Here is an 18,237-nt window from a genome sequence, read left to right on the forward strand (position 1 = left end):
TCCCTCAGGACAGGTTTTCAAGCAACTCCAGCGCCTGATCGAAATCGAAGCTCTGCGCTTGTCGCACAACCCTGAGCAATTGCTCGGTCATCCGCGGGTCTGAAGCCAGCCCCTGCAGTTTGAGCAAGGCCGTCAGCGCCTGGGTGTCGCTCTCGGCCAGCAGAGACCGGACGTGGGCCAATTGCGCATGCCATTCACTGCCTTGTGGCGCGCATGATGAGTCGGCGGACGATGTCGGTTCGCCGAGCACCGATAAGCCCTCCAGCACCGTTGTCAGGCAACGCTCAACCTCCACCAGCCGGTCAGCCAGGCCCTGCTCCGCCCCATTGCTCGCCCCATCGTTCAGGCACGCCAGCTCCAGCGCGGCGGCGGCGTTCGCCAATTCAACGGCACCGATGTTGCCCGCCGTACCGCGCAGGGTATGGGCCAGCCTGGCCGTCGCCGAAGGATCGCCCTGGCCTTGGGCAGCCAGGAACTCGGTGCAAAAAGCCTGGTGGCCGGAGCGAAACTTGCGCAGCAGGCGCAGATAGAGCTCGACCTTGCCCATGCAGGTGCCCAGGCCCGCTTTCAAATCAATACCGGGAAGGCTGGCAGGCAGGCTCGCCGCCGACACCGGGGTGAGCGGCGAAACGTCGGCCGACATCACGCCACGGTCAGCTCGTGGATGTATCCACTTGGCCAGGGTGGCGAACATGTCGTCGACGTTCAAGGGTTTGGTGATGTGGTCGTTCATGCCGCAGGCCAGCGCCCGCTCACGGTCCCCCGCCATGGCGTCGGCAGTCATGGCGATCACCGGCAGAGTCGTCCAGCGTGGCTGCTCACGTATCTTGCGCGTCGCGGTATATCCGTCCATCACCGGCATCTGGCAGTCCATCAGCACACCATCGAAGTCTGCGTCACGCGCCAGTTGGTCGAGCGCTTGCGCGCCGTGAACGGCCAGGCACAGCTCGATCCCGGCGCTCTCCAGCAGTTCACAGGCCAGCTCGCGGTTCAGCTCATTGTCTTCGACCAACAACAGTCGCGCGCCACGCAGGCTCGCCATGATGCTGGCGCTCTGGCCCAATCGCTCGCCGGCCCGGGTATGGGCCTCGGGGATCTTGCCGAGCACCGTGCCCAGCGCCTCAAGCAAAGTAGACGGCGTCACCGGCTTGGTCAGTACCACCGGTAATTGAATGCCGTGGCGACTGGCCTCTTCACGGGCCTCCTCGCGACCGAACGCAGTGACCATGATCACCGACGGTGTCTGCGCCAGCTTGGCGGCCTGCATCTGGCGCACCGTTTCCACGCCGTCCATGCCAGGCATGCGCCAATCCATCAGCACCAGATCATAGGGCAGCACCTTCGCTTCTGCCTCCACCAACATGGCCAGTGCGACCCGGCCACTTTGCGCGACGTCCACCTCCACGCCAAAACTGCGCGCCATGCTGGACAGGATCGCGCGCGCGCTGGCGTTGTCATCGACCACCAACACACGGCTGCCAAGCAATTCGTCGGCGGTCACCATGCGCCGTGGATGGCTGTCGCGTTGTACCCCCAGGCTCACCTCGAAATGGAAAGTGGAACCCAGGCCCGGCTCGCTCTGCACCCAAATGCGCCCTCCCATCAACTCCACCAGATGCCGGGAGATGGCCAGGCCCAACCCGGTGCCACCGTACTTGCGGGTGGTGGTGCTATCGGCCTGGCTGAAGGGTTCAAACAGGCGCGAGCATTGTTCGGCGTTCATGCCGATCCCGGTGTCACGTACCCAGAAATGCAGTTGCGCCTGCTCTCCTGCCGCGCCCCGCTGCTCTACACCGAGCACGATCTCGCCCTGCTCGGTGAACTTCGTCGCATTGTTGCCCAGGTTGATCAGCACCTGGCCAAGGCGCAACGGATCGCCGATCAAGGCGGTCGGCAGTTCGGCATCGGTGCTGAACAGCAATTCCAGGCCTTTGTCCTCGGCTTTGAGGCCGATCATGCTGGCAAAACCGTCGAGCACAGCCTCGAGGTGAAAGGGAATGTGCTCAAGGTGCATTTTGCCGGCTTCGATCCTGGAGAAGTCGAGGATGTCGTTGATGATCACCAACAGGTATTCCGCCGAGCGATGGACCTTTTCGATGTAGTTGCGCTGGCGGTGGTCGAGTTCGGTTCGCAATGCCAGGTAGCTCATGCCGATGATGGCGTTCATCGGCGTGCGAATCTCGTGGCTCATGGTGGCCAGGAAGTTGCTCTTGGCCCGGGTCGCCTCTTCCGCGGCCTCCCGTGCGCGCTGCACCTCGGCCTCGGCGGTCTTGCGGTCGGTGATGTCGAAGTACCAATTGGCCTCCATGCCCCGCTCTCCCAGCGTCATCGTGACGGCCGAAACCAGTACGTCGAAGCGCTCGCCTCCCGCGCGTTGCAGGGTGGTCTCGAAGTTCAGCACTGCACCTTGCGCCGCCGCTTCGTGAAAGCTCTGGTGTGCCTGCGGGTCGACCCAGAACTGCGCCGGATCCGTACCTTCGAGTTCAGCCAGACGCGTCCCGAACAGACTGTCGAACTGCGGATTGCAGTAGGTCGGGCGGCCATCGACGTCCCTGATCACCATGGCCACCGGACTGCTGTCGAGTACTGCACGCAACTGTGCCTCACTGGCCTTGAGCGCCGCCTGCAGATGACGCCGTTCACTCACGTCGCGCACCGAAGCGCACACGCAGACGCCGCCCCCCTCCAGACTCGGCAGATGCGAAAGGCTGATCTCCGCCGAGAACAGACTTCCGTCTTTGCGCACGCCTTGCAGGTCGTCCAGGTTGGCCCCCATCTGGCGAGTCTCGCCGTGGGCCATGAAGCCTTTGCGCAACGCCTCGTGGCGCCCACGACTGGCCAACGGCACCAGGCGATCGATGGTCTCGCCGAGCAACTCGCCAGGGCTATAGCCGAACAACTGATCCAGTTGGCGATTGGTGCGCAGGATTTGCCCCTGCGCATCCACCACCAGCATGCCGTCCGGCGCCGCTTCGATAATCCCGCGATACCAGGCCTCGGTGGCGCGCAACGCCGACTGCTGGGTTTCCAGTGCCTGGGCCTGCTGTTCCAGTTGCAGCGCCTGTTCCGCCATCTCATTGGCCTGGCGCCGGGTTTCCGCCAACAGGGTCTTGACCGCCTGATTACGCTCCAGAATCGCCATGGCCGCGGCCAGGCGTGGGGTGGCTTCCTGCAACAGCAGCCATTCACGCTCGGCCAAGGGTTCCAGCCCGGCCAGTTCGAGTACGCCCAGTAACCGCTCGCCACGGACAATGGGTTGCAGCAGCAGGCAACGGGCCGGGACCTCGCCAAGGGGCGAGCGCAAACACCAGTATTGCTCCGGCATCGCCTGAAACTGACGCGGCACACGATCCACCGCGCACTGCCCCAACAGACCATCGCCGAACATGACTTGCGCCTCGGGTGGCCGCTCGGAATCGGTGGCATAACGCCCCATCAGCAGCAGCGTACCGGCGTCTTCCTGTGCGCTGTACAGCACCCCCTGGCAGATTCCGTGCAGACCGGCCATGCATTGCAGAAACACCTGCGCCAGTTCGGCCGGGGTTTCGGCCTGCTGCAGATCGACCTGCAATTGGGCGGTATGGGCCTTGATCCAGCGCTGGCGCTCAAGCTGTTGGGACTCTGTCTGCAGTTTGGCGATGGCCCGCGCCAGATCGCCGGTCTCGTTATTCAGGTCGGTGTGGGGAATCGGTTGATCGAGCTGCCCGGCGGCCAAGTGATCTACCGCCACCCGCACGCGGTTGAGCGGGTGGCGGATCGACTGGCTGACGACCCAGGACAACAGCAGCGCCAACGACAAGCCACCGAACAACAGTACGTAGGTCAGCATGGTGCTGCGTTCGGCAAACCCGGCAATGTCCTTGGCGGTGTCGCGAATCGCGGCTTCCTTGATCTGGGCGGTCGCGTACAAAAGGCCGTCGGCCTTCTGGGCCAGTTGCTGGAATTCGCTGCTATTGAGCAGCACCAACGCCTTGTTCTGCTGGCCCTGGTCGATCAATACAAAGGCCTGGTCGCTTTGACGCTGCAACTGTTGCAGCAACAGGTCGAACTCGGAGAGGCGCGCCAGATTCTCCGCGCGCGTTATGGTCACTTTGGCATGGGCCACCGCCTGCTGCAGGCGCTCGCGGATATCCTGCAACTGCTGCCGGGACTCGACGCGAATCTGCGCGCTGTCGGTGCCCACCGCGCGCTGCAGTGCTTGCATCATATGGGGCAATTGCACACGTGCTTCCTGCAAGTGCTCCATGCCGACCAGTTCCTGCAGATAGAGGTTCTGCATGTCCTGCTTCAGCGATTGCTGGGTGCGCAGGCTTTGCACGCCGAGCACCAGCACCAACAGCAGCAGCGCTGAAAAACCCAGGATCAGTTTGTGAAGCAGCGCAAGGCGCTCAAGCAGGGTACGCAATCGAGCCATGACTATCCTCGTGGACCTGATGAAAACACTGACATAGAGGTGGTAGTTGCCGGTTCACGGAGTCTGGCCGATACGCTCCAGGGCAGCCCGCTTGCGGGCCATGTCCTGATCAGAATCGGCGAAACGCTCGGCAATGGTCTGGAACTGTTCAACGCAGGCCAGGAAGGCATCGCAGATGTCCGGATCGAAATGCGTGCCTCGCCCCTGGCGAATAATCTCGACCGCCTGCTCGTGGGGCATCCCCGCTTTATAGACCCGACGGCTGATCAACGCGTCATAGACGTCCGCCACTGCCATCAACCGGGCGCTGATGGGGATGTCGTCACCCGCCAGCCCTTGCGGATAGCCACTGCCATCCCATTTTTCCTGGTGACTGTAGGCAATCTCCTTGGCCAGGCTGAGGAACTCGGCGCGAATACCGAGCTGATCCTCGGCATGCTCAATGGCGTCACGCCCCAGCGTTGTATGAGTCTTCATGATCTCGAACTCTTCCTCGGTGAAGCGCCCCGGCTTGAGGAGGATATGGTCGGGAATGCCGATCTTGCCGATGTCGTGCAACGGCGCCGACTTGAACAATAACGCGATGGTGTCCCCGGTGAGAAAGTGACTGAAGCGCGGATGATCACGCAGATGCTCCGCCAGCACCTTGATGTAATGCTGGGTGCGCCGGATATGGTTGCCGGTTTCGTTATCGCGAGTCTCGGCCAGTGAAGCCATGGCCTGGATGGCCACATCCTGGATCGCAATCACCTCGCGGGTCCGGCGCGCCACTTCCGCTTCCAGATAGTCGTTGTGATCGCGCAGGAAGTCCGCCGCCGCCTTGAGCTTGAGCTGGGTATCCACCCGCGCCAGGACCAGCGCCGGCCTGATGGGTTTGGTGATGTAGTCGACGGCCCCCAGTTCCAGGCCATGGATCTCGTCTTCAGTCGCGGCCATGGCCGTCAGAAAGATGATCGGAATGTCGCGGGTACGCGGGTCGCGCTTGAGCTGCCGGGCCACTTCATGGCCAGACAGCCCGGGCATCATCACGTCCAGCAGGATCAGGTCCGGGAGTGTGTCGCCCTGCAGTACGCGCAAAGCCTTTTCACCGCTATTGGCGGCCTTGACCCGGTAGCGATCCTTGAGCAGATCCGTCATCAGCATCAGGTTGTCAGGCGTGTCATCGACCACCAGCAGGGTCGGCGGACTGTAATGACTCTGTTCGGTGCTCATGGCGGATGGCTCCCTTGCCGGCAATAGACATCCCGAGGCAACACTTGCACTGCCGCCCCAGCGCAAGAAAGCTTAGCTGCAGTTCTCCAGGGCTGCCCGGCGTCGAGCGGCGCAGCCATCGCCCTCATATTGCTGGTCAATAGTCTGTTTGAGGTATTACCCGGCGCGGGCCTTGATTGACTATGACGCCAGGGATTTCCGGTCATCCGGATGGACCAGGCAGCACGACCGCCGCCCCATCCATCAACCGCAACGAGGAGCTTGATAGCTATGGAAAAAGTCATCTATCTGCTGTGGCGTGATACTCAAGTCAGTCCTGATACCTTCGCCCATCGTCTGCGCAGTGAGGTTGCCGGGCAATTGCAGGCACTCGGTGCCCATGGTGTGCAATTGAACCTGTGCGATGCCGATGTGCAGCCAGCCGCCGGTCTGCGCCAGGAAAACAACCGGCCATTGCCCGATGGCAGCCTGTCGCTGTGGCTGGACAGTGCCAACGGGGCGGCTCGTCGCCCTTTCGACCAATTGATCGGCTCGGCAACGGCGCGCATGGCCGCCTACCTGGTCTGCGAGTCGGTCGCCATCGCCAATACCCGCTTCCCTGCAAAGCCCGGTGAGCGTACCCACGGCTTTGCCCAACTGGCCCTGCTGACCCGCCCTCCACGCCTGACTCCCGAGGCCTGGCTGGACGTCTGGCGCAATCATCACACGGCGGTGGCCGTGGACACGCAAGCCAACTTCCAGTACGTGCAAAATCTGGTGGTGTCGGCACTGACCCACGGCGCCCCACGGATCGATGCCATCGTCGAAGAATGTTTTCCGCCAGCGGCCATGACCGATCCCATGGCCTTTTTCGATGCAGCGGGCGACGAAGGGAAATTCCAGCGCAACCTGGCGGCGATGATGGACAGTTGCAGCCGCTTCATCGATTTCGACAAGATCGACGTGCTGCCCACCAGCCAGTACTGCCTGTAGAACCGGCAAATCGCCAAGGGTGTCAGGGCCCGGCCTCCGGGCCCTGATGCTCAGGCCTGTTTCAAGGCGCCATCGAACGCGAGCGTCAGCCCCGACAACTCCAGCTTGCGCACAAAGTCGCCGAGGCGCTGCTGCTTGTAGGCATCCACGTCCACATCACGGTAGTCGTAGAAACCCTGGCCATCGCGCAAGCCATTGCGGCCGTTTTGCATGTTGTCGGCGATCACCTGCGGCGATTCGAAGCGCGGTGACAGCGCGCCGCTCAGGTAGCGCGAGGCGTAGTACAAAGTGTCGCCGCCGCCCCAGTCGATGAATTCAAGCAGGCCCAGCACCGAGAAGCGCAAACCAAAGCCGACACGCACCGCGGTGTCGATATCTTCTGCGCTGGCCACGCCTTCCTCCACCATCCGTGCCGCTTCGTTCATCACCAATGCCTGAATGCGCGGCACGATGTAGCCGGCCACCGGATTGCACACCACGGGCACCTTGCCGATGCGCTTGAGCAGTTGCAGCAGCCGTTCGACCACCTGCGGGCAGCTCGCTTCGCTGCGGCTGACTTCCACCAGCGGCATCAGGTACGCCGGATTGAGCCAGTGCGCGTTCACGAAGCGCGCAGGCGTGCTGACCATTTCACTCAACTCGGTGACCAGGAAAGTCGAGGTGGTGGACGCGATGATGGCCGACGCCGGGACATGCTCGCTGACCCAGGCGAAGGTCTCCTGCTTGACCGCGATGACTTCCGGCACCGCTTCGAACACCAGGTCGCACTGAGGCAGTGTCGCCGCGGCCTGGGATTTTGATTGCACCGTCAGCCGGGCTATCGCGATGTCCGCCTGGTCCCCCTCGAGCACACCAAGGCGTACCAGCATCTGCAATTCGCTGCGGATGTTGTTGCGCACACGCTCGAAGTAGCCGTGCCGTTCCTCCTCGGAGCGATCCTTGATGTCGATGAGGGTGACCGGCAAGCCCGCATGGATGAACGCCAGGGCAATGCCCTCGCCCATCCGGCCGGCGCCGACCACGCTGACTTGGGGCAGCGCGGCGTTCATCAGTTGTAGCCCTTGGTCAGCAGTTCGGTCATCTGCGCCCGACTCAGTTTGGCCAGACCGAGATTTTCCAGGGTGCGGCCTTCGGCGTAGAGATCCCGTGCAGCGACGACCGAGGCAATGCTCAGCAGACCCTGCGCGACCGGAGTCGGCACACCGGCCCAGCGGCCGACGGACACCAGGAAGGACAGGCCCAGGCGTGTGTCTTCAAGCATGTAGCGGTGCTTCTGCAGGTCGATGTCTTCGCGCCAGTCGCCGCTGTCGGTCAGCTTGCCGTGGGCACCGCGACCGTACATCCACTCATCGCCTTCGGTGGTGTTGTAGTGGTCGGCCAGGGGGAAGTGCGGAGCGCCGTAGGTCAGTGCTTCGCGCACGGCCATGCGCTCGGCATCGAGCTGGTTGGTCACGCGACGGATCGACGGTTGGGTGCCTTCGTTATGAATGTCCCAGGCCTCGAAATGCTCCAGGGGACCGGCGTTCATCATGATCAGCGGCGGATGGATGATGGGGCCTGCGTTCATCAGCGCACCACTCAGGGCGTCTTCAATCGGCTCGACGCTCGGGTAGGCCTCGCGCAGTACCGCGAAAGCATGCTCGGACAGGTTGCTGGGGAATACGCCGGTTGGCAGGCGGGTGGCGTAACCGCTGATCACCAGGTCGCTGGCGCCATGCTTGCGTACCAGATACGGCAACGTACCGGTTTCAGCGAAGGCGACCTTGCTCCGGTTGTCCGCATCGGCCATGGCCTTGGCGAACACGAAACTGCCGAAGGTGCCCGGTGGCAGGAACACCACCTGACCGTCGTGCAGGTGCGGCGCAACATGTTTGGCCAGGTCTTCGTGGGCGGTTGACGGCAGCGGGATGATCACCAGTTGCGCGTCGCCCAGGGCTTCGGCCAGGTCGTCGGTGAACGACAGCTTGTCGCCCTGCTGGCCGACGGACAATTTGCGAGTGCCCTTGTAGTCCTTGATGGTCAGGCTGCCGATGGCCAACAGTTCTTTAAGCGCGGCGCAGTCTCGACGCCACAGGCGGGTCTGGTGCCCTTTTTCAGCCATTTCGACAGCAGCGGCGTAACAGCCGTGACCACCACCCAGCACGGTAATATTCATGCAGATACTCCTTTTTGTCAGAGACTCGATCCTATCGAGCCGCTCCGTCGCGCACTTATCCGATTGCGCAGCCGACTGACGGATTGCGCAGGAGTCTCAATGCTTCTGCCGCCGCAGGGTGTCCGACGGCAGGCAGCCATAGCGTTGCCGATAAGCGCTGGAGAAATGCCCGAAACTGTTGATGCCGTGACGCAACAGGATATCGGTGACGGTTTCACCGCCCCTGCCCTGTTTGAGCGATTCGTGGATCACCGCCAGGCGACGGTCACGGATGTATTCGACCGGCGCCTGCTGAAGGAACTGGTTGAAACCGTTTTGCAGAGTGCGCACCGAGACGCCACACAGTTCGCTCAGGGTCGTCAGGCTGATCGGTTCGTCGAGGTGTTCCTCGATGTAGTCACGGGCCTTTTTCACGTGGTGCGGCAGCGGTGCGCGCGAGTCGATCAACAGATCCGCCGAGTAGTTGTGCGGCAGCTGTGTGAGCAGCAGTTGCATCAGGTATTCGGACAAGCCGCTGGCGAGACGCGAACCGTCCACGCCGCTGCCGTACAGCCGGCAGATGTAGTCCAGGGTGTGATAGAGGCTGACGACACCCGCGCCCAGGTGGTCGACGCTGACATCAAAGATCACCGACTGCCGCAGGCTGCGGCCGAGCAGGCGTTGCAATTGTGTCTCCAGGGCATCACGGTCGACGCGCAGGATCAGGTTGCGGCACTCGCCATCGGTGACGATGCGGCTTTGCGCGAACGGCGAGGAAACGCTCAGGTAGCCCGACTGCATCGCCGCGCTGCGCCGCCCGTGGGCCACTTCGCAGTGCCCCTGCAAGGTAATGCGAAACAGGTACTGATCGGCAATGTCGCCGATGGTGATTTCCACCGGCGCGCCATAGCGCAGGTCGAGCAGTGCCGAATCGCCGAAAAACACCCCGTTGAGCCGGGTGTGGATGGGCTCGTCACGCAGCACGTTGAAGCTGTGCGGGCACAGGTATTGGCTGACCTTGTCCTTGATCTCGCGGTAATCGGCCGAGCTGAGCAGGCTGTGCCGTTCCAGCAGGTGTACATCATTCAACATCAAGGGTTCTCCTGACCTGGAGCACCTCGGCCCCGCGCCCTTCAAAGGGAGCGAGGCCGGGGCGCCGATCGTGGACTATGACCAATCAGGCCCGGGTCGGATACTCCCGGGCATAGCTTTCCCGAAAACGACGGCAGCCACGCCAGAGCAGTAGCACCGTCAACGCCGATGCACCGGCGATCACCAGCGACATCGACGAACCGACTGCCGCGGGCGATCCGAAGTAGCGGTCGGTCAACAGCGCCACCAGCGTGGTGCCCAGGCCCAGGCCCAGCAGATTGCTGATCAGCAGGAACACCGCCGAGACCTGTGCGCGCACCTGGTTCGGCGCGAGGATCTGCATCGCCGCCGTGGACGCCGGCATCGGGAACGAAGCGAAGAACATCGCCGGCACCAACAGCGTCACCGACAGCCACAGTTGATCGGCTTGCGGGAACAGCACGGCCGGCACCGCCATGCCGAGGGCACCGATGACGCCGGTGCGCATGGCGGCGTCCTGATGACCTTTCTTGGCCAGGTAGTCGGTGAGCCATCCGCCGAACAGCACGCCTGCGGTATTGGCCACCAACAGTACGGTGCCGAGCATGTAGCCGGCCTCCATTGGCGACAGGCCGAACTTGCGGATGTACAGGGCCGGGCTCCAGCTCATCATGCAGAACAGGGCCATGGCGTAGAACGAAAAGCCCAGGTAATGGCAGGTGAAGGTGGCACGGTGGCGACCGAGGAAACGCAAGCCATCGCTCATCGCAACCTTCTTGGCCTGACCCTGTGCATCGACCTGCAGCCCCTTGCGCGCCGGGTCGCGCACGGTAAGCCAGATCAACAGGCCGACCACGATACCGGGCAGGCCGACAATGAAGAACGCCAGTTGCCAGGCCTTCATCGCACCGAGAACGGCGACTTCGATGGTGTTCATGTCCTTGAGCATCGCGATCACATAGCCACCCACCAGGAAGGCCAGGCCACCACCGACGAACGAGCCGATCGAGTAGATACCCACTGCGCGGCCGAGTTTTTCCTTGGGGAACATGTCGCTGAACATCGAGTAGGCCGAGGGCGACAGGGCCGCTTCGCCGACACCCACGCCAATGCGGGCGAGGAACATGTGCAGGAAGTTCTTGCTCATGCCGCAGGCAGCCGTCGCCAGGCTCCAGAACACCACGCCGACGGCGATGATCTTCGGCCGGGAGAAGCGGTCGGCCAGATAAGCGATGGGCATGCCCATGAAGGCGTAGAACAACGAAAAGGCCAGCCCGTGCAGCAAACTGAACTGGGTGTCGCTGATCTGCAGGTCGGCTTTGATCGGTTCGATCATCAGCGCCAGGATCTGCCGATCCACAAATGAAAAGATGTAGGCGATCATGCACAGGCCGACCACGTACCACTCGTAAATGTAGGTTTTCTTCTTCTGCTGTTGCAGGACCGCGTTATCGACCTGGATATTCACTAGTGTTTGCTCCTCTTGGAATCCGCTCATGGGCGCAGCGCGCCGGGTGACGGTGCACAGCGCACCGACTGGGAAGTTGCGGGGCAGATGTAAAGGACAAAGGGTTCGAACATGGTCAGGCCTCTTATTGTTATGGGGTCAAACTCCGGGTGGACCGGGCTTACCAGAACTTCCAGGTGTAGGTCGTGGCGAAACGGAATTCGTTGTAGTCGTAGCCGTACTTCTGTTTCACGTCGATGTTGCGCAGGTCCAGCCCCAGGCCTTGCAGCGCCCCGCTCTGCACCACGTAGCTGAGCCCCAGGAAGCGTTCGCTTTCCTGGTTGTCGCTCAGGTTGGCGCCACGGTCCCAGTTGGTTCCCTTGATGTAGCGGGTGTAGAGCTTCAACCCCGGCACGCCCATCCCGGCAAAGTCATAGCTGTAGCGCGCGCCCCAGGACTTTTCATCCGGGCGGACAAACCCCAGGGACGACCAGTGCACCAGGTAAGGTTGCGGGATAAACCCGTTCATCGTCGGGAACACGCTGTCACCGAGCATGCGCTGGTAACTGAGGCCAAACATGTGGGCGCCTTTGAGCAAGGTGAACAAGCCACCGTAGGAACGGTTGTCGATCTCACCGTTCAAGGCATTGCCATCTTCATTGTTATTGAAGTAGCGCAAGTCGGTCTTGAGTTTGTAGCCATTACCCAAGTCAGCCATATGCATCAAGCCGAAATAGTGCTGCTGATAAATATCGTGCAACACGCCATAGAAATAACTGGCTTGCAGGTTCTTTGTAATGTCGTAAGTGGCGCCGCCGAAGTCCAGGCCATCACTGTCGAGATTATCGGTGGAGCCAAACTTGTACAGTTTCTCGTGGTTGGAAGATTCCCGTGTCACGGCAGACCAGAACCGGCCACCGGTCATCGTCAATCCATCGACTTCCCTGGACTCGACCACCGCCCCTTGATAGATCGTATCCAGTTGCCGACTGGTGTCATCGTACGCCACCGGCAATTGAGGGCGAAGGTCACCGACCTTCAACTCGGTCTTGCTGTAGCGCATCTTGAAGGTTGCACCGGCGCGACTGTAGTCATCCGCCGTCTGCTGGTCACGGACGCTGAAAGGCAGCGAACCGTCGTTGCCCGATGAATCCAGGCGCACTGCGTATTGCGCATCCACATCAAGGCCGATCGCCAGGGCCGTGTCGGTGTAACCGGACGTAAACTGTGCATCGAACCCCTGAGACCAACTATGCACTTCAGAAACCGGCGCATTGTTATTGGTGTAATTACGGTGCAAGTAGAAGTTACGCGTATCCACTTTCAAGTGACTATCATCAACAACATCGGCATAGGCTGCCAATGGCGAACAGATCACTCCCAACACGCTGGCAATACCAAGCCCACGGCAAGATTGTTTTACCTGAAGCATCTAACTTCTCCACATCTGTATGTGCTGGGCACTGTATTTATAGGAGCAGATTCGAACTAAAAGTTAAAAATGCCGGCAGCCGAACACCGAGCCTTCTTGCGCAGGAAGGCGAATTGCATCTGGGATATAAAGAACGACGGGTTCGAGCATTGTCAGGCCTATTGTTGTTATGGGGTAAAGCGCCAGGCGGGCTCAATGCAACAGCCAGCCAAGACGACACGCCTCTTGTCTACCCAAGGTAAGTCAGCAGGCGCCGCGCCGATATCGAGATGAACAGCATTCGTTGGGGGGAAATCTTCAACCCGGCTAAAGGTTTCCCTTAGTCGACTCAAAAGCGCAGGGCACACAGTGGGCAATGGCAAGCCTGAATTGCATAAGCCTTCCTTTAGCGAGGTCTTGTTGTTGGATGGGCCCTAAGCTAGCGATTGCACTGCCTGCCAACCTCCCCGATTGCGCAGGCGATTCTCCAATTGCGCAGCCTGATGCAGACCGCTTGAGTACTGCACTGGGCTCTGTACGAAATCAGCCGAAACCAATTTGAACTCCAGCGGGGTCGAGATTCAGTAAAGTCCGCGTCCATCAAAGGCAGGAGCCCAACGATGGCCAAACGGTACGAACTCCCCGATGCAGCCTGGGATTTGGTTGCGGATATCTTCGATGAACCTCGCCGTAGCGGGCGTCCCCGAACAGATGATCGCGTGATGCTCAACGGCATCCTTTGGGTGCTCTGTTCTGGCGCTGCCTGGCGCGACATGCCTGAGCGCTTCGGCCCATGGTCAACGGTCTATCAACGTTTTCGTGACTGGCGTAGTCGCGGAACGTTTGACCAATTTCTATTGTCGGGCGGGCAAGCCATTGACATCACTTATGCCCAGCCGTTGCTGGATGAGGCGTACATACCAGGCTTGCGCGGTCGACCTCGCAAACGCTGGCGATGGTTGTTGGCTGATAAAGGCTATGACGCCGAAGCTTTGCGCCGCTACTGCGACCGGTATCGGATGCAACCGGTGATTCCTCTGCGCAGCATGAAGCGTAAACCCAAGCCGGGGTTGCCGAGACTGTTTGATCGTCCCAAGTACCGGCAGCGCAATATCATTGAGCGCATGTTCGGCTGGTTGAAGGAGAATCGCGGCATCGTTACGCGTTTCGACAAGCTTGCGAAAAGTTATGCCGCGAAGCCCCCTAAGCCTTGTAGCGGAGAGCATTGGCAACAAGTGCGAAGGCTGGCAAGGATTGCCTCCGGCTCGGATAGTAAAGGTGATATCCCGGAAAAGTCGGCGACCAGTCCTCAAGAACACGGATCAACCGGCCATCCTCGACATAGGCCTGGACAACATCCTCCGGCGCATAAGCCAGCCCGTATCCTTCCAGAGCGGCGGACATTGTCTGGGGTGAGGTGTTAAAGATCATCTGCCCGGGCACCTGAACATGCAGCGCTTTACCGGCCTTGGAAAACTCCCAGGCATACAGGCCACCATGAGTGGGCAACCGCAGGTTCGCGCAGTTATGGGTGGTCAGATCCTGGGGAATTTGTGGCTTTTCACGATGGGCAAAGTAACTCGGCGAGCCCACGACAGCCATGCGAAAGTCAGGGGAAATTCTGACTGCGATCATGTCTTTTGCCACCTGATCGCCTATCCGCACCCCCGCGTCATAACGTTCAGCGACGATATCGATCAACCCGTAGCCGATATTGATCTCCAGGGTGAGGTCGGGATATTCCGGCAGCAACCTGGAGAGTTTCGGCCAGAGAATGGTGGATGCGGGATGGTCGTGGGACGTTATCCGAATAGTCCCTGATGGCTTGTCGCGCAACTCTCCCAACGCGGCGACTTCTGCTTCTATTCCCTCGTAGTAAGGCACAAGACTGGCGAGCAAACGCTCGCCGGCTTCGGTCGGCGACGCCCCGCGTGTGGTGCGGGTCAACAAGCGGATTCCGAGACGCTCTTCAAGACTACGGATGCTATGGCTGATAGCGGATTGGGACACACCCAGATGGGCAGCGGCCCTGGTGAAACTGCGCTCGCGCGCAACGGTGATGAACACTGCAAGGCTATTGAAATCGCTCTGCGCCATGATGAATTTATCTCATACCGGTTATCGCAGTATGCCACTTCTTGAATGGATCAGATCTTTTTAAAGTAACTGCATCCCCAATAACCAAACAGTTTGTGGGTTGGTTTCCAATACCCTCAAAGGAGATGGATGATGCAAAAGCGCAAAATCGGCAGCAACGGCCTCGAAGTTTCAGCCATTGGTCTGGGCTGCATGGGCCTGACATTCGGCTATGGCCCCGCCACTGACAAAGCGGATGCAATCAAACTCATCAGGGCGGCCTTTGAGCGTGGTGTCACCCTCTTCGATTCGGCAGAAGCCTATGGGCAAGTCAACGAAGAAATGGTGGGCGAAGCCGTTCAACCATTTCGCGAGCAGATCGTCATCGCGACAAAATTCGGTTTTAAGGACGGCAATCCCGCCGCTGGGCTGGACAGTCGACCTGAGCGCATCCGTCAGGTGGCGGAAGAATCACTCAAGCGCCTGAAGACCGACTGCATTGACCTGTTTTACCAACATCGCGTCGATCCCAATGTCCCTATGGAAGATGTTGCCGGGGCCGTGCGCGACCTCATCACCGAGGGCAAGGTCAAATACTTTGGCATGTGTGAAGCTGGCGTAGACGCTATCCGTCGTGCCCATGCAGTGCAGCCGCTGTCGGCACTTCAAAGTGAGTATTCGATGTTCACCCGTGAGCCTGAACTGGAAATAATCCCAACTCTCGAAGCGCTCGGGATTGGATTCATTCCCTTCAGCCCGCTGGGCAAAGGGTTCCTGACCGGGAAAATAGATGCCGGTACGACCTTCTCTAGCGGTGATGTACGGAACAATCTGCCTCGATTTGCTGACGGTGCCCGCGAGGCCAATCACCATCTCGTCGCCCTGATCGGTGAAATCGCCCAGCGCAAGCAAGCAACCCCGGCCCAGATTGCATTGGCCTGGCTGCTGGCACAAAAGCCGTGGATTGCGCCTATCCCCGGTACAACCAAGCTGCATCGCCTTGAAGAGAACGTAGGCGGAGCAACCGTGCAATTGACCGCAGAAGACCTTCGTGAACTCGGTGAGGTTCTGGCCAAGGTGCCTGTACAAGGTGAGCGTTACAACGCGCAGATGATGAAAAGCATCAACCGTTAAGCGTTCTTCAGCGCCTGACGGTGTTTCTTCAGGGGCACCGTCACACGCTCGTTTCCCACTATTCACCTGCACGAGCGATCAATCACTATGAAGTCAGACGAAGCGAACTTCGCCGTACCGGCATTTGCACGCTACACCCAGGACGTGCTTCTGGAAGAGATATGGCAGCGTCCGCAATTGCTGCCCCGGGATCGCAGCATCGTGACCGTTGCCGCCTTGATTGCACGGCATCAGCCAGCCGAAATGGCTCGCCAATTCGATTTGGCGTTGAACAATGGTGTTACGCCCACCGAACTGAGTGAAGTCATCACTCATTTGGCATTCTATTCAGGCTGGGGCAATGCCACATTGGCGGCATCCATAGCCAAAGACGTATTTGAGGCCCGCGATATCGCGCCAATCGCGTTGGCGGATGTACAGGACAACATGCTCCCAGTCGACGAAGGCTTTGAACAGATGCGCGTGGCAGCGGTAGAACAGATGATCGGGCCTGCATTCGACGCGCTCGCAGGCTATACAACTTCGGTACTGTTCCATGACCTGTGGCTGCGCCCGGCACTGACTCCCCGTGATCGCAGCCTGGTCACGGTCGCAGCCCTGGTTGCAGTGGGGCAAGCCGCTCAAATCCCTTTTCATGTGAACAAAGCCATGGAGAACGGCCTGACCCAAATTCAGGCTGCTGAAATCATTACGCATCTGGCCTTCTACGCCGGTTGGCCGAACGCAATGTCGGCGGCAGCCATCGCCAAAGAAATATTCGAAAAGCGCTCCGAGTAAAGCGCTTGGCAAATCTGGTGCGGTACGTTGAATGACCGGCCGTGAATCGGTCATTTCGCACCAGCTAAGGGTTCCTCTAAATCCAGGGTAAAAACATGCAAAGCACCAAATTCGAAGAGCGGCACATCATCTGCGAGCTTCGCTGCGATGATTGCAACACCGAGCGGGTTAAAGCCTTGATTTTGCAATTTGTTGAGCCGGCAAGAGCGGAACCCGGTTGCCTGTATTACGACCTCTATCAGAGTTTCGAAGCACCCAATACGTTTTACATAATCGATGGCTGGACAAACCAGCAGGCGGTCGAAGAGCACGCCGGCAACCAGCATGTCGCCAGCGTTATGGAAGAGCTACGTCCACTGCTCACTTTCGGCCCCGTTATTACGCTCAATGCTCGTGTAAGTAACTGAGGTCAATCGGCTCGTTGTACTTATGGGTAGCGCTAACGGTTATCCATCTCAAATTTGCCCCATAGCGGTCATTGGATAATGTCCTCCATGAGTCAGTTTCAGCCGGTCGTGGAAGGCAGAGATCGGCCAGAAGCGGACCTTCAAATCATCTACTAAACTGTGGTCGATTCAGTATGATGGGACGATAGCTATGAGGTTTTATGTTCTGGCTGCGGTAGTGTTAGCTGCTGTGTGGATATGGAGTAGTGTTGTCACTGAAAGCCAGCAGGTGAATTATTTTTTGGTTGATGGTGTGAAGTACTGTTTGAACTCAGATGTGATTTCAAGAGGAGTTAGTTCAGAAGAGGAGCGTCAGTCGATTTTGATCAGCGGTGTAGATATCGTTGGCAGCAATGTTGAGAAGATTAGGGTATTTCTTGAACGTAACGATGCTGGAATGAATGACCCAGGTAGGTCTACCTACGAGTTCATCAAAAGTAGCAGCGGTACCTTGGAGTTGGTGGAGGCGACGAATGATTTCGTGGTCTTTCGCTCTGATCAAGCTGACCTAAAGAAATTTCTGATTTTTAAAGATTTACGCGATTATGAGTATTTTCGCTTTGACTGTATGTTTCAGTCTATCTGCTCTATTCGTGGCGCGTACGAAGGAAAAATTAGTTTGAGCGTGGATTTTCATCCTGGTGAAAAAGTATTTTCTAATGTTGAGGTGTTGAAGCTTTATCGGGCGGTTAAACATATTGTCTTCGGGGCTTTTGTGATGCATCAATGTTGAGTTCATCGCTAAAGTAGGTTTTTTCTGAATATGCTACTGCCCAAACTCTGGAGCAGCAGGTCTATTGCGTCGAAGGTCAAGGCGCTGTCTATTGTGTTCTTACCTTTGGTGTACGCGAACTGTTGGATGGGCTGAATCGAATGTTCGAGCAGCACCTTCTTCCATCCACCCAACTGAAGATCAATCCCATCGTCATAGATCCGTTTGACATTGGCAACGCCGTACTTGGCGATTTCTTCGAGTAAATCTTCGGCAAATGCTGCAGCGGTAAGTCTTCTGTTCCTTGCGTGAATTTGGAAGTGACTGCTTCTGGCCGAACGCGAACTTGGCCGAGCGTCTGCTACTGGCCGGTTACGGCCCTTCGCGACAGGCAGAAAACGACTGTGGATTCAACCGGTCAATGCAGATAA

The 18,237-nt window shown here is 59.2% G+C and carries 13 protein-coding genes and 2 pseudogenes; 6 read left to right on the forward strand and 9 right to left on the reverse strand.

The genetic code is table 11. The features are described from left to right. Window positions 1-4: 4 nt before the first annotated feature. Window positions 5-4,414, reverse strand: coding sequence for a response regulator (locus tag AC07W4_RS04125; protein ID WP_495031596.1), 4,410 nt, complete (start codon window positions 4,412-4,414; stop codon window positions 5-7). Between the two features lie 54 nt (window positions 4,415-4,468). Further along, window positions 4,469-5,626: a response regulator gene (locus tag AC07W4_RS04130; protein ID WP_495031597.1), complete on the reverse strand. Its 1,158-nt coding sequence runs from the start codon at window positions 5,624-5,626 to the stop codon at window positions 4,469-4,471. 270 nt (window positions 5,627-5,896) lie between these two features. Between AC07W4_RS04130 and AC07W4_RS04135 the strand changes: the two genes are divergently transcribed. Beyond that, window positions 5,897-6,598 carry an EthD domain-containing protein gene (locus AC07W4_RS04135; RefSeq protein WP_495031598.1) on the forward strand — a complete coding sequence of 234 codons (702 nt, stop codon included), beginning with the start codon at window positions 5,897-5,899 and terminating at the stop codon, window positions 6,596-6,598. A 50-nt stretch (window positions 6,599-6,648) separates the two neighbouring features. On the opposite strand, the gene AC07W4_RS04140 is transcribed toward AC07W4_RS04135, so the two are convergent. The 5 genes from AC07W4_RS04140 to AC07W4_RS04160 form a co-directional block, all read right to left on the reverse strand. Continuing rightward, window positions 6,649-7,647, reverse strand: coding sequence for a 3-hydroxybutyryl-CoA dehydrogenase (locus tag AC07W4_RS04140; RefSeq protein ID WP_495031599.1), 999 nt, complete (start codon window positions 7,645-7,647; stop codon window positions 6,649-6,651). Continuing rightward, complete coding sequence (locus AC07W4_RS04145; protein ID WP_495031600.1) at window positions 7,647-8,753, reverse strand: NAD/NADP octopine/nopaline dehydrogenase family protein; 1,107 nt, start codon at window positions 8,751-8,753, stop codon at window positions 7,647-7,649. The genes AC07W4_RS04140 and AC07W4_RS04145 overlap by 1 nt, the downstream gene beginning before the upstream one ends. Window positions 8,754-8,849: 96 nt before the next feature. Beyond that, window positions 8,850-9,824 carry an AraC family transcriptional regulator gene (locus AC07W4_RS04150; protein ID WP_495031601.1) on the reverse strand — a complete coding sequence of 325 codons (975 nt, stop codon included), beginning with the start codon at window positions 9,822-9,824 and terminating at the stop codon, window positions 8,850-8,852. A gap of 85 nt (window positions 9,825-9,909) precedes the next feature. Beyond that, on the reverse strand, window positions 9,910-11,271 hold the full coding sequence (locus AC07W4_RS04155) for a spinster family MFS transporter (RefSeq protein WP_495031626.1): 1,362 nt from the start codon (window positions 11,269-11,271) through the stop codon (window positions 9,910-9,912). Between the two features lie 160 nt (window positions 11,272-11,431). After that, a complete protein-coding gene (locus AC07W4_RS04160) occupies window positions 11,432-12,682 on the reverse strand; it encodes an OprD family outer membrane porin (protein WP_495031602.1) in 1,251 nt (416 codons plus the stop codon). A 599-nt stretch (window positions 12,683-13,281) separates the two neighbouring features. Between AC07W4_RS04160 and AC07W4_RS04165 the strand changes: the two are divergent. After that, window positions 13,282-13,878, forward strand: a pseudogene (locus AC07W4_RS04165) (transposase); the annotation flags it as partial. On the opposite strand, the gene AC07W4_RS04170 reads toward AC07W4_RS04165, so the two are convergent. Further along, window positions 13,865-14,758, reverse strand: a complete 894-nt coding sequence (locus AC07W4_RS04170; RefSeq protein WP_495031603.1) for a LysR family transcriptional regulator — start codon at window positions 14,756-14,758, stop codon at window positions 13,865-13,867. The pseudogene AC07W4_RS04165 and the gene AC07W4_RS04170 sit on opposite strands and share 14 nt — an antisense overlap. A gap of 132 nt (window positions 14,759-14,890) precedes the next feature. Between AC07W4_RS04170 and AC07W4_RS04175 the strand changes: the two genes are divergently transcribed. From AC07W4_RS04175 to AC07W4_RS04190, 4 genes are all read left to right on the forward strand, one after another. Continuing rightward, complete coding sequence (locus AC07W4_RS04175) at window positions 14,891-15,871, forward strand: aldo/keto reductase (RefSeq protein WP_495031604.1); 981 nt, start codon at window positions 14,891-14,893, stop codon at window positions 15,869-15,871. A gap of 87 nt (window positions 15,872-15,958) precedes the next feature. Further along, window positions 15,959-16,648 (forward strand): carboxymuconolactone decarboxylase family protein, encoded by a 690-nt coding sequence (locus AC07W4_RS04180; protein ID WP_495031605.1) that lies wholly within the window; start codon window positions 15,959-15,961, stop codon window positions 16,646-16,648. A gap of 95 nt (window positions 16,649-16,743) precedes the next feature. Then, complete coding sequence (locus tag AC07W4_RS04185) at window positions 16,744-17,055, forward strand: putative quinol monooxygenase (protein WP_495027918.1); 312 nt, start codon at window positions 16,744-16,746, stop codon at window positions 17,053-17,055. Between the two features lie 190 nt (window positions 17,056-17,245). Then, a complete protein-coding gene (locus AC07W4_RS04190) occupies window positions 17,246-17,827 on the forward strand; it encodes a hypothetical protein (protein WP_495031606.1) in 582 nt (193 codons plus the stop codon). Window positions 17,828-17,880: 53 nt separating this feature from the next. Here the strand turns inward: AC07W4_RS04190 and AC07W4_RS04195 are convergent. Continuing rightward, window positions 17,881-18,120 (reverse strand): annotated as a pseudogene (locus AC07W4_RS04195) (NYN domain-containing protein); the annotation flags it as partial. Window positions 18,121-18,237: the final 117 nt, after the last annotated feature.

Source organism: Pseudomonas sp. GW821-FHT02A08 (assembly GCF_059422045.1).